Source organism: Mycobacterium stomatepiae (assembly GCF_010731715.1).
GTDB lineage: Bacteria > Actinomycetota > Actinomycetes > Mycobacteriales > Mycobacteriaceae > Mycobacterium > Mycobacterium stomatepiae.
In genome coordinates, this window is the sequence record NZ_AP022587.1 from 3,626,736 (window position 1) to 3,651,530 (window position 24,795).

The window sequence follows — 24,795 nt, forward strand, 5'->3', positions numbered from 1 at the left end:
CCAGCGCAGGGCGCTATCTCGGTTACGCCTCCACACAGGCCGTCGATAGCAGGGTCCGGATGGGGTCGGGCATCGGGATGGGCTTGCGGCTGGCGCGGTCGACGTAGACGTGCACCCAATGGCCGAGCGCGGTGACCGGCCGCGGTTGTTGGCCCTCTTTGGCATCGAACACGCCGAGCCGGTAGGTGACGCTGCTGCGGCCCAGGCGGGTCACGGCGAGGCCCACCTCGAGGCTCTGCGGGAATTGCAGTTCGGAGAAATAGCGGCAGCCCGACTCGGCGACGACACCCAGCGCCGGCATCGTGGTCGGGTCGAGCCCCGTGCCGATCGTGATCCAGGCATTGATCGCGGTGTCGAACAATTGGTAGTAGACCGCGTTGTTGAGGTGGCCGAACATGTCGTTGTCGGCCCACCGGGTGCCCACCGGCCACAGCACCGGGAAGTCGCTACTGGTGAGCTGCTCTGGTGCCGGCGGAATGTTGGCCATGGTGGTATTCCAACATGTTTCGCCGCCTGCCTGAGCCCCCTACCTCGGGTGCAGGGGTGCGACGGGTTCCACCGCGGTCTCGGGAAGACGATGACTTTCGATGTAGTCCCATCGAATCTGGTACCCGAGTCCAGGTGCCGACGGTAGCTCGACGAATCCATCCGGGCCCAGCGGGTCGCACGGCGCTTCGAGATAGGCCGGGGCGGTGTCGTAGCGGGCCCCCGGCCCCAGCAGGCCACGCTCGTAGTATTCGCAGACGTCCTCGCTGGTGGCACCCAGGACTTGCAGGTTCCCAAAACCGCTCATGTGCAGCTCGCAGCGGATGCCGACCGCCTCGCACATGCCGGTCAGCTTCATCACGCCGGTGATGCCTCCCCGCAATACGTCGATACGACTGATGTCGGACGCGCGGCGCAAAATCCAATCCGCTCGCGTGTAGACGCCGCCCTCGGCAATTTCAGGCGAGCAGATCGGGATATCGAGTTCATCGGCGAGCCGGGCATAAGACTCGACCCGGTACTCCGGTAGCGGGCGCTCGTACCAATAGAAGCCCAACCGCTCCAGCGCGCGTCCGATCCGCAATGCGTCCTCGTAAGTTTGGTAGGTACCCCACGGGTCCAACATGAGCACCATCTCGTCCCCAACAGCCGATCGAACCGCCTCGCACACAGCCAAATCCCAGTCGACGTAGGACGGCCGGGGCAGCGCGGCCCGGCGCGTGGCGGGATTCCAGTAGTGGTACGGATGGATCTTGTAGGCGCGATAGCCCTGGCGCTGGCAGTCGGTGGCATGTGCCGCGTATTCGTCCGGACTGCCGAGATTGTTGAAACTGCTTGCGCACGCCTTGACTCTCTGGCGAGAGCCGCCCAGGAGTTTGTGCACGGGCAGGCCGGTCACCCGGCCGGCCAGATCCCACAGGGCCAGATCGATGACACTGCAAACGTTCTCCGGCAGCTTCGCCGCCCAGAGCTGCCGCCAGATCTCCGCCCGGTCGAACGGATCCTGGCCGGTGAGCAGTGGGCTCAGGAATTGCGTTATCAGTGCCCGGTCCCCGGGCAGCAGCCCATCCTGATCTCCGTGAAAGTGCCCGCCGAAGTAGTAGCCCTCGGCTCCCTCGTCGGTGAGTACCTTGGTCACGGTCTGCACCACGCGATAGTCGGTCATCAATTCGCCAAACGAGATTCGATCGACGAACGTCTCGAACGGCACGACCTCCAAGCCGGTGATTTTCATAATGGGTCATTGTTCGCAGCCCGCTACGCCCGCGGTAGGGACTAACGTCCCACGACCTGCGGCGCCGGGTCGGCCCCGTGCCCGACGCGCCGTGGTGTGCGACCCCGCAACGCCGACAACTGCTCGGGGCCAAGCCAGTCGGGCAACGAATCGAAGCCGTGATGGCGGCGCGCAAACACGGGCAAATCGGTGCAGAACCCGGGCGCGCAGGAGCCACTGCGCGTATTCGATCACCTCGTCCCTAAGCAGACCGATCTGCGCGCAGGTGATCGAAGTTGTTGGTAAATACCGCAATCGGCGCGGCGGCTAGTCGGTGCCAGTGGATTGTCGGCGGCTCACCGAACAATCGAACGATGCGGACCCAACGGCTAGCTGCCATAGAACGCGGTGGCCAGAACGTTGCCCTGCAACCTGAACAGTCGCTCGGAGCCCACCCAGTCGGGCAGCAGCGAATCGAAGCCGTGGCAGGTGCGCGCGAACACGTGCAATTCGGTGGAGACTCCGGCATGCAGGAGCCGCCGCGCGTAGTCGATCGCTTCGTCGCGGAACGGATCGATCTCCGCGCAGGTGATCAAAGTTGGTGGCAAACCCCGCAATTCGGCGCGCCGCGCAGGCACGGTGTCCGGGCACCCCGACCGTTCACCCAGGTAGTAGCGCCACATCAGTTCGGCCGCTTCGCTGTCGAAGGCCGGACTGGTGCGGAACTCCTCCTTCGACGCGGTGGCGCGATCGTCGAGGACGGGCTGGTGCAGCAGTTGAAACACGACCGGCGGCACCAACCCGTCGGCGCACCGCTGGACCAGGGTTGCGGCCAGGGTGCCACCCGCGCTGCTGCCCCCGATGGCCAGCCGGCCCACGTCGATGTCCAATTCCGCCGCGCCGGCGACCACCCACTTCAGCACCGCGATCGCATCGTCGAGCGCGGCCGGGTACGGGTGCTCCGGGGCCAGCCGATAGTCGACGGACACCACCGTGGCGCGGCCGCGCCTCGCGAGTTCCGCGCATTGGCGGTGATCGGTGTCGAGGTTGCCCAACGCGAATCCGCCCGCGTGGCAATAGACGACCACCGGTGCCGGCGACGGCCCACCCCGATAGATGCGAACGGCAACCGTACCCGCATGGTCTTCGCTGATCTGCACGCCCGGCAGGTCGGTGAGGTGCGCGGCATCGCGGCGGCGCTGGTCGAACGGCCCGCGCATCAGCTCGATCGCCTCCGGGGAGAAGGCCGTTCGGGTAGTCGCGACGGCGCGCAGCGCCGGGTCGAGCCGCTGCGCGCCATCCAATTCGGTCATCGCTCTTCTGCCGCCTCGTGGTCGCCGGCGAACACGGGCCTGCGCGGATGGCTGGAAAACATGAAGTCGCCTGCGGTGAACCTACGCGTCATTTCCCAGAAGCTACGCGCGCTACGTGGCCATTGCGTTACTACGCGACCATTCGCGGCACGGAAGTAGTTGCTGCACTGAGTCGTCCACACGGTGCCGACCATCCACTGGTCGATCTTGGCGATGAACCGCGCCAACGCCGAAGGCCGGACCGCCACATACGTTTTGCCTCTACGCCGCATGTACTTCAACGCCCGCACGATGTAACGCGCCTGAGCTTCCAGCATGAAGATCACACTGTTGGAGCCGACATTCGTGTTGGGCCCGTAGAGCATGAAGAAGTTCGGGAACCCTGCAACGGCCATGCCGAGATACGCATGCGCCCCCCTTACTCCAGACCTCGCGCAGTGTGGTGCCGCCTTCCCCGGAGACATCCAGCTGCCCGAGATAATCGGCTGCCGCGTAACCGGTGGCGCACACCACTACGTCGACGTCGCGTTCGGTGCCGTCCTCGGTGACAAACGATCGGGCCTTGAGATAGCGGGCCGGACTGGACACCACCTCGACATTGGGCCGGGTCAGCGCGGGCAGGTAGTCCGAGGAGAACACCAGCCGCTTGCAGCCCATCGGGTGATCGGGCGTCAGTCGCTGCCGCAATTCTGGTCGGCGACCGTCTTTTCCAGCAGACCAAGAGCAATCGAGGTGAAGTCCTGCGTCTTCTCGCTGCCGTGCTCGATCACCGAGATGTTGGACTCACTGCGCAGCCACAGCCGGGTCCGGTACAGCCTTTTGGCGAACGGCAGATGGGCGAAGGCCCAGCGTTCCCCTCGGGTGTAGCGTCGGTCCGGCTTGGGCAGAATCCACGTCGGCGACCGCTGCACCGAATACACCTGCCGGGCCACCTTCACGAGTTCGGGCAGCAGCTGCGACGCCGTCGATCCGGTGCCAAGCACGGCCACCCGCGCTCCCGCCAGGTCCACCGAATGGTCCCATTGCGACGAGTGCATCACGGTTCCGGTGAACGGCTCCCGCTCGACGAGCTCCGGAAAAAGCGGCCGGGTGAATAGTCCGACGGCGGATACCACGACGTCGAAACGGTGGTGCTGGCCGGTGCTGGTGGTCAGACACCACTGCTGGGCTTCCTCTTCCCAACGCGCCGAAACGATTTCGGTGCGCAGCTTCAGGTGCGGACGCAGCCCGAACTTGTCGGCGCAGCGCTCGAAGTAGGCGAGGATCTCGGCCTGGCCGGACCAAAGCCGCGACCAATCCGGATTCAGGTCGAAGGAGAACGAATACAGATGCGACTTGACGTCACAGGCCAGGCCCGGATAGGTGTTGATCCGCCAGGTGCCCCCGACGCCATCTTCGCGGTCGAAGATGGTGAAGTTGTGAAAACCGGAACGGCCCAACAGAATTCCCAGAGCCATTCCGCCTGGGCCGGCGCCGATGATGCCGACCGTTAAACCTGTTTTCATGTTTCTTCATCGAATCTGTAGGCATTGCCCACCATCGACGACGAGTTCGGAACCGGTGATGAACGACGCCGCCTCCGACACCAGGAACGCCACCGCGTCGGCGATTTCGGTGGGTTGGCCCAGCCGCCCGAACGTCGCCGTCGCCGTCAGCCGGGCCTGCGTGGCGTCATCGAGCATCGAGGTCGCGATCGGCCCGGGGAACACCGCGTTGACCCGGATACCCGACGGGGCGAGTTCGGCCGCCGCGGTCTGGGTCAGACCCCGGAGCGCCCACTTCGACGATCCGTAGGCGCAGTGTGTGGGGAACGGGCGGATCGCTCCGGTGCTGCAGATGTTCACGATGGCCGCGTGCTCGGCTTGCCGCAGTTGCCCGAGCGCGGCACGCATACCCAGGAATGCGCCCAGACAGTTGACGCGCCAAGCGTTTTCGAAACCCTCGACCGTCTCGTCGGCCAGCGCGGCGCGATGCAGCACCCCGGCGTTGTTGACCAGGGCGGTCAGCCGGCCGAACCGCTCCACCGTCTTTTCCACGGCGGCCTGCCACTGTTGTTCGCTGGTCACGTCGAGCGCGATGGCGATCACCTCGTCGTCACCGAGTCCGGCGACCGCGGTGGCGACGTCCTCGGCGCGCCGGTCGCAGGCGGCCACCGAATAGCCTTGTTCACGAAGCTTTTTAGTGATGGACCAGCCCTGCCCGCCCGCCGCGCCCGTGACGAGTGCGACGTTCATGAGGACGGGGCCTCGGGGCTATCGGACAGGCCGTGGCTGGTGATGAACTGGCATCGCCGCTGCCGGAAACGCCAGTGGCCGTCGCGGCGGACCAGCTGGTCGTCGTAGAGCGCAAGCCGCTGATGCAGGTCGCCGGCCCTCACGAACAGGACCTGCGTGCGGGCGGTCGCGGTGTCAGGTTCGTCGGGGCCGACGTCGATGCGCGACGCCCCGGTCATATGCAGTCCGCGCGGCGCATCCCGAAACATCTTGGCAATCCCCTCATGTCCGGCGAAAGAACGTCCGCAGACCCGGTATTCGGCGTCGGTGGTGAACAGCTGCACGAAGCCGTCGATGTCGCCGGCGTCCAGGGCGAGCGCGTAGCCGGCTATCAGGTCGCGAATCGCGGCTGCGTCGTCGGTCACTGTCCGGTCGCCTCGCGTAGATGCTCGGTCGCTCCGCGCCGCAGCGCGGCCGATTCGGCGGCCAGGGTGATCACCGTGAACCCGAGCTGCGCCATGGCGTGACCGGTCTTGCCCTCGCTGGCGTGAATCCCGGTGACCAATCCGGCTTCGGTGGTGACGCGATGGATCTGCACGATCGCGTCCAGCACCTCCGGATGCCGGGTCGATCCGATCGGGGCGTGGCCCATCGAGATCGCCAGATCGGCAGGCCCGATGTAGATGCCAGCCAGGCCGTCGACCGCGCAGATATCACTGAGATTCGCGAGTGCCGAAGCGGTTTCGATCATCGCGAACACGCTGACCCGCGCTTCGTGAGCGGCGGGGTCCGGGCCCAGGCTGGCGCGCAGTGGACCGAAGCTACGGACGCCCGCCGGGGCGTAGCGGGTGGCCGCCACCGCCGCGGCGGCCTGGTCGGCGGATTCGATCATCGCGATGAAGACCGCGTCGGCCCCGGCGTCGAGCACCCGCCCGATCGGCGCCGGGTCGGCATTGGGCAACCGCACCGCGGTCGCGATGGGCACCTGCTCGAGGCGCCTGAGTATGCCGGCGATGTCGCCGTCGTCGAGATAGCCGTGCTGGGCGTCGAATCCGACGTAGTCGTATCCGGCGCGGGCGTATTCCTCCGGTCCGATCAGCGTGGGCCCGGTGATCCAGCCGCCCCACACCGTCTTGGTGAGCGCCTCGCGAAAGATGCTCACTCGGCGATCGCGATCTTCACGCGGTCGGCCACCGGCCGGCACGCCAGGTCGAAGGCGTCCTACACGTCTTGGACGTCTTGTGCGCCGAAGGTGTGCGTGAGGTAGGAGCCGAGCAGCTCGGGATGTTCGGCGGCGAACTTGCCGGCGAGGTCGAGTACCCGTCGCCGGTCAAGGGTCACACCGGATTTCAGGGTCAGGTTGTTGCGCAGCATGTGACGCATGCTAATCGGGTAGGCCTCGTCGTCGGCGACGCCGAAGTAGAAAACGGTGCCACCGGGTGCGGCGGCTTCGATCGCGTGCCCCAGGGTGGCCACCTGGTGACCGACGGCCTCGATGACCACATCGGCACGCTCGTCCGGCGCCAATTGACTGACCCAGCGGTCGCTGCTCGCACGCACCACCTCGTCGACACCGAATATCGTTGCGAGGCTTCGCCGGTCGACGGGATCGACGCCGGTGACGTGCCGGGCGCCGGCCGCCTTCGCGACGTAGGAGAACAGCAGTCCGATCGAACCCTGACCGATGATCGCGACGTGCCGGCCGGCCAAATCCGGCAATTGCTCGCAGGCGTAGAGGACACACGCCAGCGGTTGCAGCCCGACCGCCTGCGCCGGGGTCAGCCGCGGGTCGTACGGCGCGAGGCCGTTGCCGTCACTGATGACCCGTTCCATCAAGCCGTCGAACCCGGAGGCCCAGCCCACCACGCGATCGCCGACTCGGTGTTGCCGATGCCGGCTGGCGATCACCTCGCCGGCCACCTCGTGAATCGGGAAGCCGTCCTTCTCGGCGGCGCTTGGACCGTCATCGCCCGGCAGCTGGCCCTTGGCACCCCGAAAGCCGGGCAGGTCACTGCCGCACACCCCGGCGGCCAGGAACCGCAACAGCACCTGACCATCGGACAGGTCGTCGGCGGTCTTGTCAGCGATCGACGTGCGGTCGAAAAGGTAGGGGCGATGATCCGGTAGGACCACACGTCAGACCTCCACCGGGATCTGGTTCCATCCCCACTGGAAACTGGACGGCAGGCGGGTGGCATCCTGGCCCTTGATTTCGAAATCAGGCACCCTGCGCAGCCATTCCTGCACCAGCACAGCCACTTCCAGCCTGGCCAGGTGATAGCCGATGCAGAAGTGCTGGCCACGGCCGAACACCAGCGAGCGGGCGATGGGCCGATCCCAGACGAACTCGTCGGGGTTTTCGTACTCGCGTTCGTCGCGATTGGCCGAGGCGAGCAGCGTGATCACCCGCTGGCCCGGCTCGATGGTGTGGCCGTGAATCGTGAACGGCCGGCGTGCCGTTCGGGCGAACCACTGCGCGGGCGCGCAGTACCGCAACATCTCCTCGCGTACCACCGGCACGGTGGCGGCCGGGTCCGCCCGCACCGCGGCGAGCTGATCGGGCCGCTGGCTCAACTCCCACAGCCCGTGCGCGGCGATCTTGGGCACGGTTTCGGTGCCCCCGATGAAGATGCACAACATCTGCGTGGCGGCTTCGACGTCGGACAGGGCGCTGCCGTCGGGCAGCCGGTAACCCAGCAGCCCGTCGACCACCGGAAGCGGGCCGCCGGAGGGGTCGGCCCGGCGCCGTTGCACTACGGGGATCAGGTATTCGAGGTAGTTGGGGCGGGCCTGCGCGGTGTCGACGCCCTCACCCGGCGCGGCCAGGCTGCCGGCGTTGACGGCGGCCAACACCTGCGGCGCGAGTTCGGTTGGTATACCCAGCAAGTCGCAGACCATCGAGGCCGCCACGATGCCGCCATATTCCTGGGTCAGATCGAACGAACCCTGCGGCAGCAGCACGTCGAGTCGCTCGTTGGCCAGCTCGCGGATCCTGGCCTCCAGCCCGGCGACCGAGCGCGGCCGCAACGGCGCCGAGTGTGCGCGACGGATCTCACCGTAGAGGTCGGCGTCGAACACGGCGTGAAAAGGCAAGGGATGCAACGGTGGATCCTCGACCGGCCCGGTGTTGTGCTTGGCCAGCACCGCCGCGGGGGGCAGGGTTCCTTCCGACGCGACGAAGGTTCCGTCGTTGACCTCGAGCACCCGCCAGATGTCCTCGAAGCGGGACAGCGCGAAGGTGTCCCACTGCGGCATGTAGTAGGCCGGGTAGTCGTCACGCAGAGTTCGGTAGTACGGCAACGGATTTGCCATGACGTTCGCGTCGAACGGATCGTACGCGAAGTCGGTGTTCGCGGCGGTCACTGCAGCGGGGAGGGCGGTAGGGCCTGCAGAATCGAGTCTTCCCAGCCGTCGCGCAGGGCCGGCGCCACGCTCATCCAGGTGACGATCTCGGCGGGCGGGCTGTCCTTCCACGAGGGGTAGTGGTTGGCGAAGCATTCCCAGCCGCCGTCCAGCGCCCAGTAGTGGATGACCTCGTTGAAGCGGAACGTGGTGGTGAACGAACCCAGCCAGCGTTTCCCGGTGCGCTCCGACCACGGGACGTAAAGCCGTTCCAGCTCGCGGATGTAGTCGTCCTGGCGCCCGGGCTTGGTTTGCATGATCTCCTGAATCACCAGTGGCGCGCTGAATTCGGCCTCGCGCAGCTGGGCCAGGGTCTTGTTGCTTGGTCCGGGGTACATGATCCGCCCCTCGCCCGACGCGCCGGTCTCGGCCAGAAACGCCGACCACTTTCCGGCCGCGGCCTGGTGACTGCCACCGCGCGCCTGCGCCGCCCCGATCCTCGCGTAGTCGGCGAAGCCGTCGATCTCCCAGATGATCGTCGCCTGCGGCCAGTGGCCGTTGTACGGCGTGGATTCCCAGATCGCGAACAGCCGGGCGCCGAGTTCGTCCATCATCGGCTGGTAGGTCTCGGTGAAAACCTCGGTGAAGCGGTCGCTCCGGCCGGATCCAAGCGAGATCGTCTCGTGCAGGTAGAGCAGGGTGTGGCCGTAATACTTCTTCATCAGTCGAGGCGGACCGGCTCTGCAGCGCCGTGCGAATTGCTCGCCGCACACAGCAGCGTCTCGGTCGGTTCCACCAAGGCAGACGGGACCCCCGCTGCCGCAAGGGCATAGCCCTTGAACCTGCGCGCCGCAGCGGACAGCACGTGCTGGGCGCGCGTCATTCCGCGGTTCACTCCCAACGGCCATCCGTCGCCCCACAGCGCGACCTCGGTCAGCCGGTCGTCCAGGGACTTGAGCACCTTGTCCCGCACTTGCGCGTCCGCGGTGAACGCCTCGGCGCTGACGGCCAGGGTGTGACTCGTCGAACCGACGGCGGTCGGCACGTACTCCGACTCGGTGTTGAGCACCCGTACCCCGAGGATGCGCAGCGGGCGGGTGTCGCAGCTGCCCGGCAGCAGCACGGTCACCTCCCAACCGGCCATCACCCGGTCGTAGAGCCACCCGCCGGCCGAGTGCACGACATCGACGGCGCTTCCGGCAACCACGTCCAGCCGATACCGCAGACACTCGCCGTTGCCGTGGGTTGCTCGTCCACCGCTAACACGCCCGCTTTGGCCGATGTCGAACGTCGGAGTGACCATCAAATCCGTTCCTCACCGCCACACCGCGGAGTGCGTTGGCTCCAAGGCAGCTGCAGCGCTTGTCATGGGCGTCCCAAGGGCTGACACCGCCTCACCCAGCGGTGACGCGGCTCATGGCACAGCGTGACACTTCTGCCGAATTTTGTAAAGCTCCTCCCGAGTGGTCAGGAGCTACGGCGGGCCTTCAGTTCGGCCAGAATCTCGTCGGTGTGCTGCCCGAGTTCCGGCGCCGGCGAACGCGGCGCCCACGGCGTTCCGTGGAAATCCGCCGGGGTGGCAACCATCGCGATGCTGGACTGGCCGTCCGGGACGTCGACGATGCCGCCCGCGGTGTGGAACTGCTCGTCGGCCACGACGTCTTCGATCGAGTTAATCGGCGACCAGAAAAAGTCCGGTTCGGCCGCGAAGGCCTGCGCCCATTCGTCGAGCGAGCGGGTCGCGAAAATCTCGTCCAACGCGGCGATCAGCTCGGGGCCGTTGACGAAGCGGGCGGCGGCGTCGCTGAAGCGCGGGTCCTCGAGCCATTCGGGGCGGCCGACAACCCGGCACAGCGGCGGCCAGTGCCGGTCGCCTTCGAGGCCGACGATCCAGAACCGCCGCCCGTCACCGGCGGCGTAGTTGTTCATGCAGGGGTTGCCCATCGTTTCGCGCTGGCCGATCGCGATCGGCTGGCCGGTGAGCAGATAGGTGTTGAGGTCGAAGCTGACGGTGTAGGCACCCTGCCGGTACAGCGAGGTGGTCACCAGCTGACCGGTCCCGGTGCGCTCGCGGGCCAGCAGCGCCGCGCAGATGGCCGCGGCCAGGGTCATGCCGGCCGAGTGATCCCCCATGCCGCCGCGCTGGAACGGCGGCGTCTGGCCGGGCTGGGTGAGCAGGTGGGCCACCCCGGCGCGCGACCAGAACGCGGCCACGTCGTAGGCGGCCCGGTCGGCGTCGGGGCCGGTCTGGCCGTAGCCGGTGATCAGGCCGTAGACGAGCCGGGGGTAGCGATCCGACAGCGACTCGAAGTTCGCCGCGGCGGCGTTAGCCTGACGCCATGAGTCTGGTGGCCGGGCGTGGTCCGCTCAGCAGCGATCCGGCTGGACGGTTCGTTCCCCCGTTGCCCGCCGGGGCGGTCTATATCGAGCCGCACCCGCGCCGCGTCCAGGCGTTCAAGGATGGTCGCGCGGTGATCGACACCGAGCGGGTGCTGATGGTGCACCGGCCGGGCCAGCCGCTGAGCTATCTGTTCCGCGCCGACGAGGTCGACGAGCTGCCCACCGAACCCGAGCCGCACGTCCCCGGGTACGTCCACGTGCCGTGGGACGCCGTGGACACCTGGCTGGAAGAGGGCCGCAAACTCGTTCACTATCCACCGAATCCGTACCACCGCGTTGACTGCCGCCCCACCTCGCGCCGGCTGCGCGTCAGCGTCGCGGGCACCACGCTAGTCGATACCAGCGACACGGTGATCGTGTTCGAAACTGCGCTCGCACCAAAGCTTTACGTCGATCCCGTACACGTGCGCACCGACCTGCTCCGGCGCACGGAGACGACGAGCTACTGCAACTACAAGGGTTTCGCGACGTACTGGTCCGCCGGTGAGGTCGAAAACATCGCGTGGAGCTACCAGGATCCTCTGCCGGAGAGCATGCCCATCAAGGGTTTTCTGAGTTTCGACGAGGCGCGGGTAGACGTGCTGGCCGAGCTGCCCGTCAACCGCCGTAGTTAGCCGAGCGGGCGGGCGGCCACGATGGAGATGCCCCGATTACCGCGGGGGCGAGTTGGCGCCGTGCGGTGACGTCCAGCTTGGTGAATACCTTGCGCAAATGGTACGCAACAGTGTTGGCGCTGATGAAGAGCTGTGCGCCGATCTCGGCGTTGGTGGCCCCGCCGGCAGCCAGCGCGGCGATTTGGGCCTCACGGGGAGTTAAGCCCGAACCCGTTCGTAGGGACAGCTTTTCACGCGGCTTTTCACCTGTGGCCCCGAGTTCGAGTCGAGCCCGCTGGGCAAAAGCTGCCATGCCGATGTCGGTAAACATGTCATAGGCCAAACGGCCGGATACCTGCGGGAACGCTGGGAGGGCAGTCCCGACGCGCCCGCGGACCCGGAGATGCTGGCCGCGGCGATGACGTGGATGTTCGAGCGCTGCTGTCACCAGCTCGTCGTCGATGACACCTCGGCGGAGCGGGTCGCCATGGCGCTTTCGGAAATCCTCTGGCGGACAACAACATACAAGGTGTGAGAGGGCGGCTATCTCAGTTCGCCAGCGCGACGATCGCGAACATGAACAGCACCCCGCCGATGGTGCATGCCAGGGTGGCAGCAGTGCGGTGGCCCGTGTGCGCCTTTCGGCAGCATGTCGGCGCTCGCCAAATACATCAGGAATCCCGCGAAGAAACCGAGGTAGACCGCTAGCAGGCGGTGTGGAATCGTCACCGTCAGCGTGAGAGCCGCGCCGACAACAGGTGCGACCGCATCGGCGGCCAGCAGTGTCAGCGCCCTTCGCCGGTCATTGCCGTAAATCGACGTCACCGTGTAGGTGTTGAAGCCGTCTGCGAAGTCATGGCCGATCACCGCCACCGCGACCACCGTTCCGACCCCCGCCCCCGCCTGAAAGGCGGCACCGATGGCGAATCCGTCCATTACGCTGTGGCCCACCAGCCCCGATGCGGCCACCAGGCCGACGCTGGGCGCTTCGGCTAGATCAGCGGCGTTCGACGTCTGATCGCGGTGAATACCGACGGTGTGTTCGACGATGTGCAACACGAGAAAGCCGAGAACGAATGCGACCAGCGGAGCAGGAATGCCGAACAGTGCCCACACGCCGCCATGGCTCAGCGCCTCGGGCAGCAGGTCGAAGCTCACCGCACCGAGCATCAGCCCGGCGACCAGGCCGAGCACGAGATAACGGTAGGAACCGACACGCAGCGCCGCGTAACCGCCCAGCAAAGTCGTCAGGAACGAACCGAAGGCCACTAGAACGGCCACCGCGTCGCCCACCTTTCCGCTGTCCGTTCACTCGGAGCAGCACGGCCTCTAGAGTATGGCGGCGACTCGGGTGGGGAGACCCGCAGGCCGCTAGCCGTAGCTGGGACGCCCGAGCTTCAGCTCGTGCTGGGCGATCATGTTGCGGAAGATCTCCAAGCTGCCGCCGTAGATCCCGGCCGGCACGCCGTGGCGGAAGATAAACTCCACGGCGCCGTCACCCGCGGAACCCGTTGTGTCGGTGGGCAATACCGATGCCGCGCCGAGCATGTCCATCAATTCCGGTGAGATGTCACGCATGGTCTGAATCAGCGCCACGCGTCCGTAGATGCCCGGCGTCGACAGCGCCACCTCGATGCGGGCGAGGCTGCGCCCGAGCCGGTATTTCGTCGACTCGTCGTCGATCGGGCGACGCCCGCTGGCATCCGGTCTGGACAGAATCGCCGCCACTCCGTCGGCCGCCTCGGCCATCAGGTGGCCGTGCTCGGACATCATCGAAAGATTCTGCAGGCCATGGTCTTCGGTTTCGGCAATGCCGTGTTCGGCGTCGAGGGCGAATCGCATCACAGTCCAGCCGCCGTTGACGTCTCCGATCCGGTAGCGGTCGTCGACCCGTACGTCGCTGTAGTACACGATGTTGGTGCGGTCGCCGTCCAGGGTGCGAATGCCCTGGATCTCGATACCCGGCGAGTCCAGTGGCACCAGAAACACGGTCAGGCTCTTGTGTTTCGGTGCTTGCGGATCGGTGTTGGTGAGCAGGAAGACGTACTTGGCGTTCTGCGCGTTCGAGGTGAACATCTTCGAGCCGTTGATCACCCACTCGTTACCGTCGCGCACGGCGCGGGTCTTGCAGGTCGCGACGTCGGAGCCGCCCTCGGGTTCGGTGTAGCCCAGGCATAGCCGGATCGCGCCGGATAGCACGCCCGGCAGCACCGCGTCGACGAGTTCGGCTTTCCCGAATTGCCGCACCAACTTCGCGACGACCGCGGTGGTCCCCCAGTGGAACCACGGCGTGTGGGCACGACCGATCTCGAGGTGGAAGATGCGCCGGCGCACCGGATCGAATCCCCCTTCGGACTCCAGCTTGAAATCCGACGTCAGATAGCCCGCATTGCCCAGCGCCAAATGCACTGGTTCGCTGAAGTTCTCGCCCGTTTCGCGATCCCGGCGCAGCACTTCCTCGGTGACGTGTTCGGCTATGAACGCCCGGGTCTGATCGAAGAATTCCTGATCCTCGGGCGAGAGGTCGACGCGCGAGAAGTCCATTGCCGTCTTTAAATCCAGCTAGGCCGCGTCGACAACGAGGGTCCGGAAACGGTCGAGGGTTTCGAGCACGTGCGCGATGCTGTCGCCGGGCAGGTGGACGCTCGTCCAGGTGACTCCCAACTTCGCCAGCTTGTCCAGGCCGTCGAGGTAGGCGTCGGCGTTGAATTCATCGTCGGCGGGGCTGCCACCGTCGAAGTTGGCGAAGGTGATGTCGATCGCCGACCAATCGCGGCCCGCCGCATCACAGCGGCGCCACAGATCGTCGATGGCCACCGTAAGCTCCTCGGTGGAGGTGATCGCCGCCGTCCCTGCCGTCTGCGCCAGTTGGGGCGGGGCGGGAAACGGGCACCAGCCGTCGCCGTATTGCGCGACGCGCTGTCGGGCCGTCGTGGTGTTGCCCCCGATCCAGATCGGCGGGCTGTCGACGGGCCGGGGGTGTGCGGTGATGCCGCGCGCGCTGAAATGCTTTCCCTCGAAGGTGATGTCGTCGCCAGACCAGATCGCCCGGATCACTTGCAGGGATTCCTCGAACAGCTCGGCGCGTTCGTCGTAGCTGACACCCAGCGCGGCGAATTCGCGCTTGAGGTAGCCCACGCCGACTGCAAGCGTGAAGCGCCCCCCGGACAGCATGTCCAGAGTGGCTCCGGACTTGGCCACCACGAACGGGTTTCGGTACGGCAGCACCACGATGTTGGGGATCAGCCGCAATGTCGACGTGGTGGCGGCCGCGAAACCCAGTGTGACGAAAGGATCTAACGCGTCATGGCCGCCGGCTTCCAGCCACCGCTGCGACGGCGCGGGGTGATCGGTCAGGCCGAAACCGTGGATGCCGGCCGCTTCGGTGGCCGCGGCCACCTTCCCGATCCCCTCCCCGCTGACCAGCTCCGGGTTGTAGGGGTGGCTGTGCATCGGGTGGGTGATCGTGAAGCGCATCGGGGTCGCCCAGCCGTCAGAAGCGAGCGCGCGAATCGATCGAGGTGTCGCTGGTGCGCAGCGGCCGGATAAGCGCCTCCTGCGCGAACGAACACAGCAGCTCGCCCTCCTCCGAGTGCACGGCGCCGCGCACATACGACATTCCGGCGCCGACCTGGGTGCTCTCGTGGGTGTAGAGCAGCCAGCCGCTCCAGCTCACCGGCTCGTGGAACGCCACCGAGATGCTCATCGGGGCGGTGGACACGGTCAGGTGCGCCTGGGCGGTACCGATGCCCGCATGCGCACGCATGGTGGTGGAGATCCCGAGGTGGCCGGTGAAGTACGCCAACAGCGCCTTGGCCAGATCGTCGCGGGCCGGAATCGGGTCGTAGTGCAGCCACGCGTACAGCTCCGGCGGGCCGACCTCGTCGGGGCTGTTGACGTCGACGACGTCGACCAGGCGCAGCTCCCGGCCGACCATCGGCATCGGCGAGTGGATCGCGTCGGCGGGGGCCGCCACGTCGGGCTTGGGCAGGTGGTGGCGGATGACGTCGGCCGTCGGGACGTCGGCCAGCACCGTGATGCTCAGGCAGCGGCGCCCGTTCTGGTGCACGGCCACGACCGCGGTCGCTGTCGACCGCCCCTCGGACACGACGTCGAGCACGAGCTCGATCGGCGGGCCGACGACCACCGCGCGCGCGAACACCGCGTGCGCCGAGCGCACCGACTTGTCCGGGAAGCGTTTTGCCACCGCGACGATCGCCTGGGCGAGCACCTGCGTGCCTTCCACCACCTGACGTTCGTCTCCAACCGCGATGCCGGTGTCCCCGGTGAACCGGTCGTCCCCAGTGGCTTGGACGTCGAACAGATCCAGCAGGCCCCGAACCGTCCACTCGGTCTGCGCAGATTCCGTGGTCAAATCCGATCCGCCTCTCGCGATGCCAGCTTCCGGCTCAGCGTGACACTTTGGGTCGGATTTGTAAAGCTTGGCTAACAAGCCTCCGACAAGCACTTTGGACGGCCCCCAACAGGACATCACGCCCTTTTCCCGCACCATGACCATTGAGGCGCCCAACGCGCCCCGCTGCCCGATCGGCTCTTCGAGCAGGCCAAGCCCGCGCGGACAGACGCGTATCACGAGGCTGTCGCGGGAGCTCGCTCGGGCCGATTGACACCAGCGCCGACATTGCATGACACTTCTGCGGTGTTTTGTAAAGGCGTGAGCCGATGATCCCCGAGCCGTTGGCCAACGGGTTCTGCTTCGGCGAGGGTCCCCGGTGGTTCGAGGGCCTGCTGTGGTTTTCCGACATGCTGGGCGAAGCGGTACACACCTCGACCCTGGGCGGGGCGCTGACTACGTTGCCGCTGCCCGGGCACTCGCCGTCGGGCCTGGGTTTTCGCCCCGACGGATCGCTGCTGATCGCCTCGGCCGAAGACCGGCAGGTGCTGCGCTACGACGGAGAAAGCGTGGTAGCGGTCGCCGACCTGACCGGCCTGGTGCCGGCCAACCTCGGCGACATGGTCATCGACGACGCGGGGCGCGCCTACATCGGCTCCCAGGCCCCCCAAGCTCTCGGGGGCGGCGTCATCGTGCGGCTCGATCCCGACGACAGCGCAGCCAAGGCCACCATTGTCGCCTCAGACCTCGACTTTCCCAACGGCATGGTCATCACGCCGGACCGCAAGACGTTGATCGTCGCCGAATCGATCGGCCGCCGGCTCACCGCGTTCACCATCGACGACGACGGCGCACTAGGCGACCGACGGGTCTTCGCCGAAGGCCTGGACGGGCCACCGGACGGCATCGCGCTGGACGCCGAGGGCGGCGTGTGGACGTCGATGACGCTGGCTCACCAGTTCGAGCGGATCGTCGAGGGCGGCGCCGTAACCGATCGCATCGATATGGGCGAGCGGGTCGCGATCGCCTGCGCGCCGGCGGCCCCGAACGCCGCATCCTGTTTCTGCTGTCGAGCACCGACGCCTATCCTCAGCGCCTGGTGGGCACCCGGGGATCGCAGCTCGACGCCGTGCAGGTCGCCACGCCCGGCACCGGGTCGCCCTGAGACACCCGAGAGGAGACACGTGACCGACTCCTATTACGAGCTGATCGACCCCCCTGGTGGCCTGGCCGACGCGTTGGGCGAGAAGTTCCGCGCGACCGACCTGGCTCGCGGCACCTGGTCGGCGGCGATCCAGCACGGCGGCCCGGTGTCGGCGCTGCTGGTCCGGGCGCTGGAGCGCTGCGAGCGGCGCGACGACACCCGGCTGTCGCGGGTCGTGATCGACCTGTTGGGCGGGGTGCCCGCCGACGGCGACCTCTGGGTCAGCGCGCGGGTGCAGCGCGGCGGCAAGCAGATCGAGCTGGTGACCGCCGAGATGCTGGCTACCGGCCCCGACGGCGCGCCCCGGCCCGTCGCGCGCGCCAGTGGTTGGCGGCTGCAGCTGCAGGACACCCAGGCGATCGCGCACGCGGCGGCCGAGCTGCCCCGGCCGCGCGCCGAAGCCCGCAACCGCAACCTCAAGGCCAAGGAGTGGGACCGCAACTACGTGCACAGCCTTCAGTGGCTCTGGCTGACCGAGCCACTGAAGCCGGGCGCGGGCGAATCGTGGATCAAGCCGGAGGTCGACCTGGTCCAGGGCGAGACGATGACGCAGCTGGAGCGGCTGTTCGCGGTGGCCGATTGCGCCAACGGCATCGGCAGCAAGCTCGACATCACCAAGTGGACCTTCTTGAACACCGATTTGGCGGTGCACGTCTTTCGCGTTCCCGACGGGGAGTGGGTCGGCATTCGCGCGGAGACCAGCTATGGGCCGGACGGCATCGGGTCCACGATCGGCACGTTGTACGACGAGCAGGGCGCGGTCGGCGCTATCCAGCAGTCCGTCCTGGTGCGCCGCCGGCCACCGAAAGCCTGACGTGGGAGGGGAACGAGGATGGCGAGTTCGGCAATTCTTCGTAAAGTTTCTGATATGACGGAGCCGGCCGCCGCGATGACCGCGACCGATGCGGACACGTCGACGCGTCAGCGGATCCTGTTGGCGACCGCCGAGGTGCTGGGGCGCAACGGCAAAACCAAACTCAGCCTGTCCGAGGTCGCCACCCAGGCCGGGGTCTCACGCCCCACGCTGTACCGCTGGTTCGCGTCCAAAGAAGAGCTGCTGTCGGCGTTCTCACAATACGAGCGCCAGCTTTTCGAAAGCGGTTTGGTGCGAGCCACCGCGGGGCTCAAAGGCTACGAAAAGCTAGATGCCGTACTGCGATTCATAGTCGAATACCAGCACTCCTACTCGGGTGTACGCATGGTCGATGTGGAACCCGAGCACACCATCGCTCAGTTCGCCCACGTGATCCCGCAGATGCGCGACGGTCTGCAACGGCACCTGCCCGGACCCAACGCCGCCGTGAAGGCGGCGACCGTGATCCGAATCGCCATCTCGCACTACATCGTTCGCAGCGACGACGGCGAGCAGTTCCTGGCCCAGCTGCGGCACGCCGTCGGAATCAAACCGACTGTCGACTAGCGGTCCCCGCTTCGCAACGCCCTCACCACAGCTTGGGTGAGCGGTAGAGGTTGCCGAAATCGAGGCGCTTCTTACCCATGGAAACCTCACCCACGGTTTCCATGGCACGTTGCAGCTCGGCAAGCCCGGCCGAGCCCAGGCGTTCACAGATTTCCCCGTCCAGCGCGGCTGCCGCGCTCCGGCGCGCCGTGACGAGCTCGACCGCTTTTGCCGTGAGTTCCACCACTTTCTCCCGCTGATCGGTCCTCGACGCAGCCACCCTTATATACCCGAGCCGGCCTAGTTCGGCCGTGATCTTGCTGGCCGCCTGACGACTGATAGCAAACTGCCGACCCATCTCCGAAATCGTCATCGGGCCGGGCTGACCGTACAGCGCGAACACATAGTTCAGTGGGAACTCACGACCTGGCAAACCAATAGCCGCCAGCTCCGCATCGATGCGCTGGGAGTAACTCCACCACGCAACCCGCAACGCCTCCCCGAAATCAGTCTGGGGCGCCTCTACGTCAGATTTGACAACCACGGTTAACAGTATAGGGCCGCCTGCTTAGGATTCGTTAGATCATATATTTATTGTCTAATCATATATTTAATTACTGATCACATACGTCAGTTGACGATAAGGCCACAGATGATGACAAAGGGAATGCGGGCCGCCGATGGAAAGCACCAGCGGCAGCACACAATCCGCGGCTGCGGCGGATCGCACTCCCGGTTGAAGTCGGCAGTTCTTGCCGCGACGGCTGCAACCGCGATGTTCGCCGTGTTCGAAGCCGCGCAACCCGGTACGCCGGGGCCTGCTCTCGAATCGACATCGATCCGATTGGTGGACACCGAAACCGACCCGTCGCCGCCCCCGGGCCCACCGCCACCGCCACCGCTGTGCTTGGGCCCCACCCCGATCAATGACAACAGCCCGGAGGCCCAGGCGTTCTGCCAACGGCAGAACGAGAATTACCCGCTGATCTGGCCGATCTATCCGTGGTACCTCGACGACCCGTTGTGGAACACCCCGGGCTGGTGTCCGCCTCCGAGCCCGCCGCACTCGGTGCCATGGACACCGCTTACGCCGGCAACGCCAGTACCTCCGGTAACGCTGGTGCCCGCTAAACCAGACACCCCGGCAACGCTGGTGCCCGGCAAACCAGATACCCCGGCAACGGTGGTGCCCGCTAAACCAGATGGCGGCGGAGCTCCCGCCGGCGGCCCCTCGGGCGGCGGGACCGCTGTCGTTGGCCCGACAGATGGCGGCGGCGGAGCCCCTGCCGGCGGTGGAACCGTCATCGTCGGCCCCACCAGCGGCGGCGCAGGCGGCCCTGCCGCCATCGGCGGCGGCCCCGGCCCAGCCATCGGTGGTGGCGCAGGCCCAGCCATCGGCGGCGGCCCTGCCTCTATCGGCGGCGGCGCAGGCCCAGCTATCGGCGGTGGCGGCGGCTTCGGAGGCGGCGGCCATAGCTTCGGCGGTGGTGGCGGCTTCGGAGGCGGCGGCCATCGCTAGTGCTGCACAGTCAGCGGGAAGCCAGCCCGGTGGGGGGACGATTTCGGGCGGCGGGCATTGCCCGCCGCCCGAAATATCGTCGCCGGAAGCCGTGACTAGTCGAACAGCACCGCCGCATTGAGGTAACCGGTCGGGTCCAGCGCGGCCTTGACCGACCGCATCACAGTGATATCCGCTGGTTCCCTGGACATTTCGAGGTAGGCACGCTTGCGGCTGCCGACGCCGTGTTCGGAACTGACGTTGCCGCCGCACTGCGCGATCAAGTCCATCATCGGCGCGTACAACGCCTTCTCCTCGTCGACCGGCACGCGCAGCACGTTGAGGTGCAGGTTGCCTTCGCCGACATGGCCGAACAACACCGGCACAGCGTCGCTGACCCGCTCGCCGATCAACGTGGCCGCGTCCGTGGCGAACCCGGCGATCGCCGCCAACGGCAACGACACGTCGAACTTCAACGGTGGCCCGTACACGCCGAGCACCTCGGCCAGCGATTCGTGAACACGCCAAAGTCGTTGCTGAGCAACAACATCCACGCCGACTGCCGGCTCGCCGCACATTGGTGCGTCGGCGAGCAGGTCGGCCAGCCGCTCGGTCTGATCGTGATCGGCGGCTAGCTCCACCAGCAGCAGCCAGTTCCCTTCGACCGGCGAGCTCACGGCCGCGCTGGCGAGGGTCAGGCCCCGAATCCGAGGTGCTCGGCGGTCAGCGTCCCGGCGCGGCCGTCGATCAACTCGAGTGCGGCGATCCCGTCCACGTCGCGGAACGTGCGGCCGGTGTCGATCAGTGCGTCAAGCCCGTCGAAGCCACACACCGCGGTGACCCGGTGCGACGGTGTGGGATGCAGCCGCAGATCCAGCGCGGTGATCACACCGAGAGTGCCCTCGGCGCCGACGAACAGTGCCGGTAGGTCGTATCCGGTGTTGTCGCTGCGCACCAGGCTGTGTCGGCGCATCAGCGACCCGTCGGGCAGCGCCACATCCAGACCGAGGACCTGTTCGCCCATGTTGCCGTAGCGGACGGTGCGCAACCCGCCCGCATTCGTCGAGGCCATGCCGCCGACCGTCGCGGTGTCGCGCGCGGCGAGGTCGACACCGAACACCAGTCCCGCCGTGGTCGCGGCGTGTTGCACCGCGACGAGCGTGGCGCCCGCGCCGACCGCAATCCGACGCTCGACGGTGTCGATATCGCTTATCCCACACAGCCTTTCGGTGGAAAGCAGCACGTCGTCGTGCTCGGGAACGGTACCGGCCACCAGCGAGGTGCGCCCGCCTTGCACGGTGACGTGCGCCCCGGCGTCACGGCACAGCCGCAGCACCTCGGCGACCTGCTCGGCCGACCCCGGGCGAACCAGCGCGCTGGCGCGGCCCCGGTAGCGGCCGGTGTGGTCGACGCTGCGCCCGGATAGCACGTCGGGGTCGGTGACGACGTGCGTCGGTCCGACGATCCCTTTCAGGTCGTGCAAACTGCCCGGCATGTTCGCGGTTATAGCACCAGCCGGCAACTGCGCGTCAGAACAAGTCCTTGTGGTTCACGTCGGTGATCAGCCCGCCGTCCATCACGAACTCGCTGCCGGTGGCATAGGACGACTCGTCGCTGGCCAGGAACAGCACGAACGTCGCGACCTCCCGCACCACCCCGGGCCGGCCCAGCGGAATGGTGACCATGTCCTCGGGCAGATGCTTGGTCATCGGGGTCTTGATGAACCCGGGGTGCACGGAGTTGACCCGGATGTTGTGCGGCGCCAGTTCCAGGGCCGCCGACTTGGCCAAACCGCGCACGCCCCACTTGGACGCGACGTACGGGTGCACCATGGGTGCGCCACGCAGACCCTCGATCGAGGACACGTTGATGATCGAGCCGCCACCAGCCTCGATCATCGGGTCGACGGCCACCCGCATGCCCAGGAATGTCCCGGTCAGGTTGACGTCAATGACCTTCTGCCACTTGGCCAGGTCAAAGCTCCGCAGCGGCCCGAGCGCGACGGTGCCGGCGTTGTTGACCAGCACGTTGAGCTTGCCGAATTCGCTGATCGCGGTGGCGACCGCTGCTTCCCACTGGTCAAGCTGCGTGACGTCGAGGTGCACGTAGCGCGCGGAGTCGCCGATCTCCTCGGCCAGCGCCTTGCCCTGGTCGTCGAGGATGTCGCCGATCACCACCTTCGCGCCCTCCTCCACGAGCAGGCGCGCGTCCTCGGCGCCCATCCCGCCGGCGGCGCCACTAATCAGTGCAACTTTCCCGTCTACCCGACCCACGTGAGGGTCTCCTTTCGATTCAGGTGGTCACCAAAGTGCTTGGTGCGTAAAGCCCTTTGCCGGTTACCAGCGGCAAGTCGAGGGTGGTCCGGATGCCCGGTGGCGCCGCGATCACCGCCGGGATGGCGTTGACGACGCGGCCCGCCGCTCCGGCGATCGCGGCGTGGTTGTGGTCACCCTTGCGGCTGCTCGGAATGATGTCAACGGCATACGACGGCTCGCCGGTGATCTCGACGCGATAGGAGCCGTCGCCGGAGGCGGGCTGGGGCAGGTCGGGGCGCAGCCGGGTGACGTGCTCGATGACGATGGCGGGGTGGCCCTTGACCATGCCGCGAATCTCGAACTGCAGCATCGCCACCGTGCCCTTGGCCACGTGGCCGATCGCGATGTCGAAGTCCTCCGGAGCCGGTTCGCGCTGGTAGGACTCGGTGATCGCGTCGACCTCGATGCCGAGGCCGGCCGCCAGCTGACGGATAGCGGTGCCCCACGCGATGGACAGGATGCCCGGTTGCAGCAGCATCGGGATCTCGTCCATGGGCTTGGCGAACCCCATGTAGTCCATGACCTCGGTGCCGTTGTACGACGCGTAGTCGTGGATCTCCATGCAGCGCACCTGCTCGATGCGCTGACAGGTCCCCGCAAGCGCGAACGGGATCAGGTCGTTGGCGAATCCCGGGTCGACGCCGCTGATGAAGATGCTCGCATTGCCTTGCTGGGCAGCATCTTCCACCCGAGCGATGTACTTGTCGGGCATCACGCCCCAGGGGAATTGCAGCAGCCCGGGCGAGGACCCGACGACGTTGATGCCGGCGGCCAGGATGCGCATGACGTCGGCCATCGCGTCGGGTAACCGGGTGTCACCCATCGCGCAGTAGACGACGCACTCGGGCTTGGCGGCGATGATGGCGTCCAGGTCGTCGACGGCCTTGATGCCGGTGACGGTGTCGGTGTCCAGGCCGACGCCGCACAGTTCGCCGGCGTCGCGGCCCACCTTCTCCGGCGTGGAGACGTTGACGCCGATCAGCTCGAACTGGGGGTTAGAGATCAGTTCGGCCAGGGCCAGGCCCCCGACATTTCCGGTGCCGACGTGCGCGACGCGGATCACCATGACAGTCTCCGTCCCTTGCGGCCAGGAAAGCTTTTCTAGACACTAGTCCATAACTTTCGGGGCGCCGATAGGGCTGGACCTAACCGCGGCGCTGGCGTTAACCGCAGCCAGGCAGAATGGAACGCCGATGACTCAGCACGAAGATGTCCAATTCACCTCCGGCGACGACCGGATCAGCGGCTGGCTCTATCGACCGGCCACCGTGGGCGATGCGCCGCTGTTGGTGATGGCCCACGGCCTGGGCGCGGTGCGCACCATGCGCCTCGATGCCTACGCCGAACGGTTCAGCGCCGCCGGCTACGCCTGTCTGGTCTTCGACTACCGCAACTTCGGTGACAGCGAGGGTCAGCCGCGCCAAGTTCTCGACATCGACTTGCAGCTCGCCGACTGGGCCGCCGCAGTGGCCTATGCCCGCACGCTCGACGGCGTCGACCACAATCGAATCGCGTTGTGGGGCACGTCTTTTGGGGGTGGGCACGTGATCACCACCGCGGCCCGGCTGCCGGGGATCGCCGCCGCCGTCGTGCAATGCCCGTTTACCGACAGCCTCGCCTCGGCGCGCACCATCTCCCATCCGTGGGCGACCGCGCGCATCGCCGGGCGGGCGATCCGCGACGTCATCGGTGCTCGGCTGGGACGCCCCCCGGTGATGATCGCGACGGCGGGCCATCCCGGGGACGTCGCGTTGATGAATACGCCCGACTCCTACCCGGGCTACCTGCGGCTGGTCCCGGACGGCGTCGAGCTGCGCAACGAGATCGCGGCCCGCATCACGATGAAAATCTTCACCTACCGGCCCGGCCTGCTGACCGCGAAGATCGGCTGCCCCATCCTGTTCTGTGTGTGCGAATACGACTCCCTGGCCCCCGCCGACGCCACCTTGCGCCACGCCGCCAAGGCGCCGCGCGGCGAGGTACACACCTACCCCGAGGGGCATTTCGCGATCTACGTCGACGACGCGTTCGAGCGGGTCGTCGGCGATCAGCTCGCGTTCCTCGACAAGCATCTGAAATCTGAGTAGTCCTACGCTGTCCGGCGAGCGTTCGCTTTCGCATGCTGGAACACATGGAAATTCCCAATGGCATGTCGAAGAACACCGCCGCCTTTTTCATTCAGGCCGCCGTCGCTTTCGGAGTCAGTTTCGTCAGCGCGCTCGGCGGAATCCTCTACCTCCCGCTCGACTCATGGCAGCGGCTGTTCCTCGGTATCACCGTGTTGTTCCTCGTCTCGAGCGCCTTCACGCTGGCCAAGGTGATCCGCGATCACCAGGAGGCCGCGACCGTGCGGGTGCGTCTGGACGAAGCACGCATGGAGAAGCTGTTCGCCGAACACAACCCGTTCACCACCGCGACCTGATCCTTGGGTGAGCCCGCGCCGGGCCGTCGCCGACTTATGCTGG

Annotated in this window: 24 protein-coding genes and 6 pseudogenes; 9 read left to right on the forward strand and 21 right to left on the reverse strand. The window is 66.8% G+C overall.

The window, feature by feature from the left end:
• Window positions 1–22: 22 nt before the first annotated feature.
• The 12 genes and pseudogenes from G6N54_RS17050 to G6N54_RS17105 all read right to left on the reverse strand — a co-directional run.
• Window positions 23–487, reverse strand: coding sequence for an acyl-CoA thioesterase (locus tag G6N54_RS17050; protein ID WP_163791132.1), 465 nt, complete (start codon window positions 485–487; stop codon window positions 23–25).
• A gap of 39 nt (window positions 488–526) precedes the next feature.
• Complete coding sequence (locus G6N54_RS17055) at window positions 527–1,720, reverse strand: enolase C-terminal domain-like protein (RefSeq protein ID WP_163791133.1); 1,194 nt, start codon at window positions 1,718–1,720, stop codon at window positions 527–529.
• Between the two features lie 368 nt (window positions 1,721–2,088).
• A complete protein-coding gene (locus tag G6N54_RS17060) occupies window positions 2,089–3,012 on the reverse strand; it encodes an alpha/beta hydrolase (RefSeq protein WP_163791134.1) in 924 nt (307 codons plus the stop codon).
• Window positions 3,009–4,517: pseudogene (locus tag G6N54_RS17065) on the reverse strand (flavin-containing monooxygenase). Before G6N54_RS17065 ends, G6N54_RS17060 begins: the two are co-directional and overlap by 4 nt.
• Before the next feature lie 6 nt (window positions 4,518–4,523).
• The gene (locus G6N54_RS17070; RefSeq protein ID WP_163791135.1) at window positions 4,524–5,246 is read right to left on the reverse strand and encodes an SDR family NAD(P)-dependent oxidoreductase; all 723 of its coding nucleotides are present in this window, start codon (window positions 5,244–5,246) and stop codon (window positions 4,524–4,526) included.
• Window positions 5,243–5,650 carry a nuclear transport factor 2 family protein gene (locus tag G6N54_RS17075; RefSeq protein ID WP_163791136.1) on the reverse strand — a complete coding sequence of 136 codons (408 nt, stop codon included), beginning with the start codon at window positions 5,648–5,650 and terminating at the stop codon, window positions 5,243–5,245. Before G6N54_RS17075 ends, G6N54_RS17070 begins: the two co-directional genes overlap by 4 nt.
• Window positions 5,647–6,387, reverse strand: coding sequence for an HpcH/HpaI aldolase family protein (locus G6N54_RS17080; protein ID WP_163791137.1), 741 nt, complete (start codon window positions 6,385–6,387; stop codon window positions 5,647–5,649). Before G6N54_RS17080 ends, G6N54_RS17075 begins: the two co-directional genes overlap by 4 nt.
• Window positions 6,384–7,360: pseudogene (locus tag G6N54_RS17085) on the reverse strand (zinc-binding dehydrogenase). The gene G6N54_RS17080 and the pseudogene G6N54_RS17085 overlap by 4 nt, the downstream one beginning before the upstream one ends.
• A 1-nt stretch (window position 7,361) precedes the next feature.
• Window positions 7,362–8,537 (reverse strand): cytochrome P450, encoded by a 1,176-nt coding sequence (locus tag G6N54_RS17090; RefSeq protein WP_163794795.1) that lies wholly within the window; start codon window positions 8,535–8,537, stop codon window positions 7,362–7,364.
• A 47-nt stretch (window positions 8,538–8,584) separates the two neighbouring features.
• Window positions 8,585–9,289 carry an NIPSNAP family protein gene (locus G6N54_RS17095; protein WP_163791138.1) on the reverse strand — a complete coding sequence of 235 codons (705 nt, stop codon included), beginning with the start codon at window positions 9,287–9,289 and terminating at the stop codon, window positions 8,585–8,587.
• Window positions 9,289–9,870, reverse strand: coding sequence for a hypothetical protein (locus tag G6N54_RS17100; protein ID WP_163791139.1), 582 nt, complete (start codon window positions 9,868–9,870; stop codon window positions 9,289–9,291). Before G6N54_RS17100 ends, G6N54_RS17095 begins: the two co-directional genes overlap by 1 nt.
• A gap of 164 nt (window positions 9,871–10,034) precedes the next feature.
• Window positions 10,035–10,880, reverse strand: a pseudogene (locus G6N54_RS17105) (CoA transferase); the annotation flags it as partial.
• 26 nt (window positions 10,881–10,906) lie between these two features.
• Between G6N54_RS17105 and G6N54_RS17110 the strand changes: the two are divergent.
• A complete protein-coding gene (locus tag G6N54_RS17110; RefSeq protein WP_163791140.1) occupies window positions 10,907–11,581 on the forward strand; it encodes a DUF427 domain-containing protein in 675 nt (224 codons plus the stop codon).
• Here G6N54_RS17110 and G6N54_RS17115 read toward each other — a convergent pair.
• Entirely contained in the window at window positions 11,565–11,873 is a 309-nt protein-coding gene (locus tag G6N54_RS17115) for a helix-turn-helix domain-containing protein (RefSeq protein WP_372513192.1), read from the reverse strand. The genes G6N54_RS17110 and G6N54_RS17115 overlap by 17 nt on opposite strands.
• Window positions 11,874–11,963: 90 nt before the next feature.
• Between G6N54_RS17115 and G6N54_RS31135 the strand changes: the two genes are divergently transcribed.
• On the forward strand, window positions 11,964–12,095 hold the full coding sequence (locus G6N54_RS31135; protein WP_264078213.1) for a hypothetical protein: 132 nt from the start codon (window positions 11,964–11,966) through the stop codon (window positions 12,093–12,095).
• A gap of 8 nt (window positions 12,096–12,103) precedes the next feature.
• Here the strand turns inward: G6N54_RS31135 and G6N54_RS17120 are convergent, their stop codons facing one another.
• The 4 genes from G6N54_RS17120 to G6N54_RS17135 all read right to left on the reverse strand — a co-directional run bounded on the left by G6N54_RS17120 (window position 12,104) and on the right by G6N54_RS17135 (window position 15,935).
• Window positions 12,104–12,841 (reverse strand): ZIP family metal transporter, encoded by a 738-nt coding sequence (locus tag G6N54_RS17120; RefSeq protein WP_232072861.1) that lies wholly within the window; start codon window positions 12,839–12,841, stop codon window positions 12,104–12,106.
• A gap of 90 nt (window positions 12,842–12,931) precedes the next feature.
• Window positions 12,932–14,104 (reverse strand): acyl-CoA dehydrogenase family protein, encoded by a 1,173-nt coding sequence (locus tag G6N54_RS17125; RefSeq protein WP_163791142.1) that lies wholly within the window; start codon window positions 14,102–14,104, stop codon window positions 12,932–12,934.
• Window positions 14,105–14,122: 18 nt separating this feature from the next.
• A complete protein-coding gene (locus tag G6N54_RS17130) occupies window positions 14,123–15,037 on the reverse strand; it encodes an LLM class F420-dependent oxidoreductase (RefSeq protein ID WP_163791143.1) in 915 nt (304 codons plus the stop codon).
• Between the two features lie 16 nt (window positions 15,038–15,053).
• Window positions 15,054–15,935: an acyl-CoA thioesterase gene (locus G6N54_RS17135; protein ID WP_163791144.1), complete on the reverse strand. Its 882-nt coding sequence runs from the start codon at window positions 15,933–15,935 to the stop codon at window positions 15,054–15,056.
• Window positions 15,936–16,038: 103 nt separating this feature from the next.
• Here G6N54_RS17135 and G6N54_RS30635 point away from each other — a divergent pair.
• The 4 genes and pseudogenes from G6N54_RS30635 to G6N54_RS17155 all read left to right on the forward strand — a co-directional run.
• Window positions 16,039–16,247 (forward strand): annotated as a pseudogene (locus G6N54_RS30635) (hypothetical protein); the annotation flags it as partial.
• Window positions 16,244–17,079 (forward strand): annotated as a pseudogene (locus tag G6N54_RS17145) (SMP-30/gluconolactonase/LRE family protein). The pseudogenes G6N54_RS30635 and G6N54_RS17145, both read left to right, overlap by 4 nt.
• 19 nt (window positions 17,080–17,098) lie before the next feature.
• Window positions 17,099–17,932, forward strand: a complete 834-nt coding sequence (locus tag G6N54_RS17150) for a thioesterase family protein (RefSeq protein ID WP_163791145.1) — start codon at window positions 17,099–17,101, stop codon at window positions 17,930–17,932.
• A 54-nt stretch (window positions 17,933–17,986) separates the two neighbouring features.
• Window positions 17,987–18,538: a TetR/AcrR family transcriptional regulator gene (locus G6N54_RS17155; protein WP_163791146.1), complete on the forward strand. Its 552-nt coding sequence runs from the start codon at window positions 17,987–17,989 to the stop codon at window positions 18,536–18,538.
• Between the two features lie 22 nt (window positions 18,539–18,560).
• On the opposite strand, the gene G6N54_RS17160 is transcribed toward G6N54_RS17155, so the two are convergent.
• Window positions 18,561–19,061, reverse strand: a complete 501-nt coding sequence (locus G6N54_RS17160; protein ID WP_163791147.1) for a MarR family winged helix-turn-helix transcriptional regulator — start codon at window positions 19,059–19,061, stop codon at window positions 18,561–18,563.
• A gap of 108 nt (window positions 19,062–19,169) precedes the next feature.
• Between G6N54_RS17160 and G6N54_RS29545 the strand changes: the two genes are divergently transcribed.
• A complete protein-coding gene (locus G6N54_RS29545) occupies window positions 19,170–20,036 on the forward strand; it encodes a hypothetical protein (RefSeq protein WP_170313021.1) in 867 nt (288 codons plus the stop codon).
• Between the two features lie 95 nt (window positions 20,037–20,131).
• On the opposite strand, the pseudogene G6N54_RS17170 reads toward G6N54_RS29545, so the two are convergent.
• The 3 genes and pseudogenes from G6N54_RS17170 to G6N54_RS17180 form a co-directional block, all read right to left on the reverse strand.
• Window positions 20,132–21,510 (reverse strand): annotated as a pseudogene (locus G6N54_RS17170) (FAD-binding oxidoreductase).
• 34 nt (window positions 21,511–21,544) lie between these two features.
• The gene (locus tag G6N54_RS17175; RefSeq protein ID WP_163791148.1) at window positions 21,545–22,288 is read right to left on the reverse strand and encodes a glucose 1-dehydrogenase; all 744 of its coding nucleotides are present in this window, start codon (window positions 22,286–22,288) and stop codon (window positions 21,545–21,547) included.
• A 19-nt stretch (window positions 22,289–22,307) separates the two neighbouring features.
• Window positions 22,308–23,396 (reverse strand): NAD(P)H-dependent amine dehydrogenase family protein, encoded by a 1,089-nt coding sequence (locus G6N54_RS17180; protein WP_163791149.1) that lies wholly within the window; start codon window positions 23,394–23,396, stop codon window positions 22,308–22,310.
• A gap of 127 nt (window positions 23,397–23,523) precedes the next feature.
• On the opposite strand from G6N54_RS17180, the gene G6N54_RS17185 reads away from it, so the two are divergent.
• Together G6N54_RS17185 and G6N54_RS17190 are read left to right on the forward strand one after the other, a co-directional pair.
• Window positions 23,524–24,417, forward strand: coding sequence for an alpha/beta hydrolase (locus G6N54_RS17185; protein WP_163791150.1), 894 nt, complete (start codon window positions 23,524–23,526; stop codon window positions 24,415–24,417).
• Window positions 24,418–24,461: 44 nt separating this feature from the next.
• Window positions 24,462–24,752 carry a YiaA/YiaB family inner membrane protein gene (locus tag G6N54_RS17190; RefSeq protein ID WP_163791151.1) on the forward strand — a complete coding sequence of 97 codons (291 nt, stop codon included), beginning with the start codon at window positions 24,462–24,464 and terminating at the stop codon, window positions 24,750–24,752.
• Window positions 24,753–24,795: the final 43 nt, after the last annotated feature.

Coding starts and splice junctions, on each gene's coding strand:
- G6N54_RS17050 (WP_163791132.1), bottom strand. CDS start 487: ATGGCCAACATTCCGCCGGCACCAGAGCAGCTCACCAGTAGCGACTTC.
- G6N54_RS17055 (WP_163791133.1), bottom strand. CDS start 1,720: ATGAAAATCACCGGCTTGGAGGTCGTGCCGTTCGAGACGTTCGTCGAT.
- G6N54_RS17060 (WP_163791134.1), bottom strand. CDS start 3,012: ATGACCGAATTGGATGGCGCGCAGCGGCTCGACCCGGCGCTGCGCGCC.
- G6N54_RS17070 (WP_163791135.1), bottom strand. CDS start 5,246: ATGAACGTCGCACTCGTCACGGGCGCGGCGGGCGGGCAGGGCTGGTCC.
- G6N54_RS17090 (WP_163794795.1), bottom strand. CDS start 8,537: ATGGCAAATCCGTTGCCGTACTACCGAACTCTGCGTGACGACTACCCG.
- G6N54_RS17095 (WP_163791138.1), bottom strand. CDS start 9,289: ATGAAGAAGTATTACGGCCACACCCTGCTCTACCTGCACGAGACGATC.
- G6N54_RS17100 (WP_163791139.1), bottom strand. CDS start 9,870: ATGGTCACTCCGACGTTCGACATCGGCCAAAGCGGGCGTGTTAGCGGT.
- G6N54_RS17110 (WP_163791140.1), top strand. CDS start 10,907: ATGAGTCTGGTGGCCGGGCGTGGTCCGCTCAGCAGCGATCCGGCTGGA.
- G6N54_RS17115 (WP_372513192.1), bottom strand. CDS start 11,873: ATGGCAGCTTTTGCCCAGCGGGCTCGACTCGAACTCGGGGCCACAGGT.
- G6N54_RS31135 (WP_264078213.1), top strand. CDS start 11,964: ATGCTGGCCGCGGCGATGACGTGGATGTTCGAGCGCTGCTGTCACCAG.
- G6N54_RS17125 (WP_163791142.1), bottom strand. CDS start 14,104: ATGGACTTCTCGCGCGTCGACCTCTCGCCCGAGGATCAGGAATTCTTC.
- G6N54_RS17130 (WP_163791143.1), bottom strand. CDS start 15,037: ATGCGCTTCACGATCACCCACCCGATGCACAGCCACCCCTACAACCCG.
- G6N54_RS17155 (WP_163791146.1), top strand. CDS start 17,987: ATGACGGAGCCGGCCGCCGCGATGACCGCGACCGATGCGGACACGTCG.
- G6N54_RS29545 (WP_170313021.1), top strand. CDS start 19,170: ATGATGACAAAGGGAATGCGGGCCGCCGATGGAAAGCACCAGCGGCAG.
- G6N54_RS17180 (WP_163791149.1), bottom strand. CDS start 23,396: ATGGTGATCCGCGTCGCGCACGTCGGCACCGGAAATGTCGGGGGCCTG.
- G6N54_RS17185 (WP_163791150.1), top strand. CDS start 23,524: ATGACTCAGCACGAAGATGTCCAATTCACCTCCGGCGACGACCGGATC.
- G6N54_RS17190 (WP_163791151.1), top strand. CDS start 24,462: ATGGAAATTCCCAATGGCATGTCGAAGAACACCGCCGCCTTTTTCATT.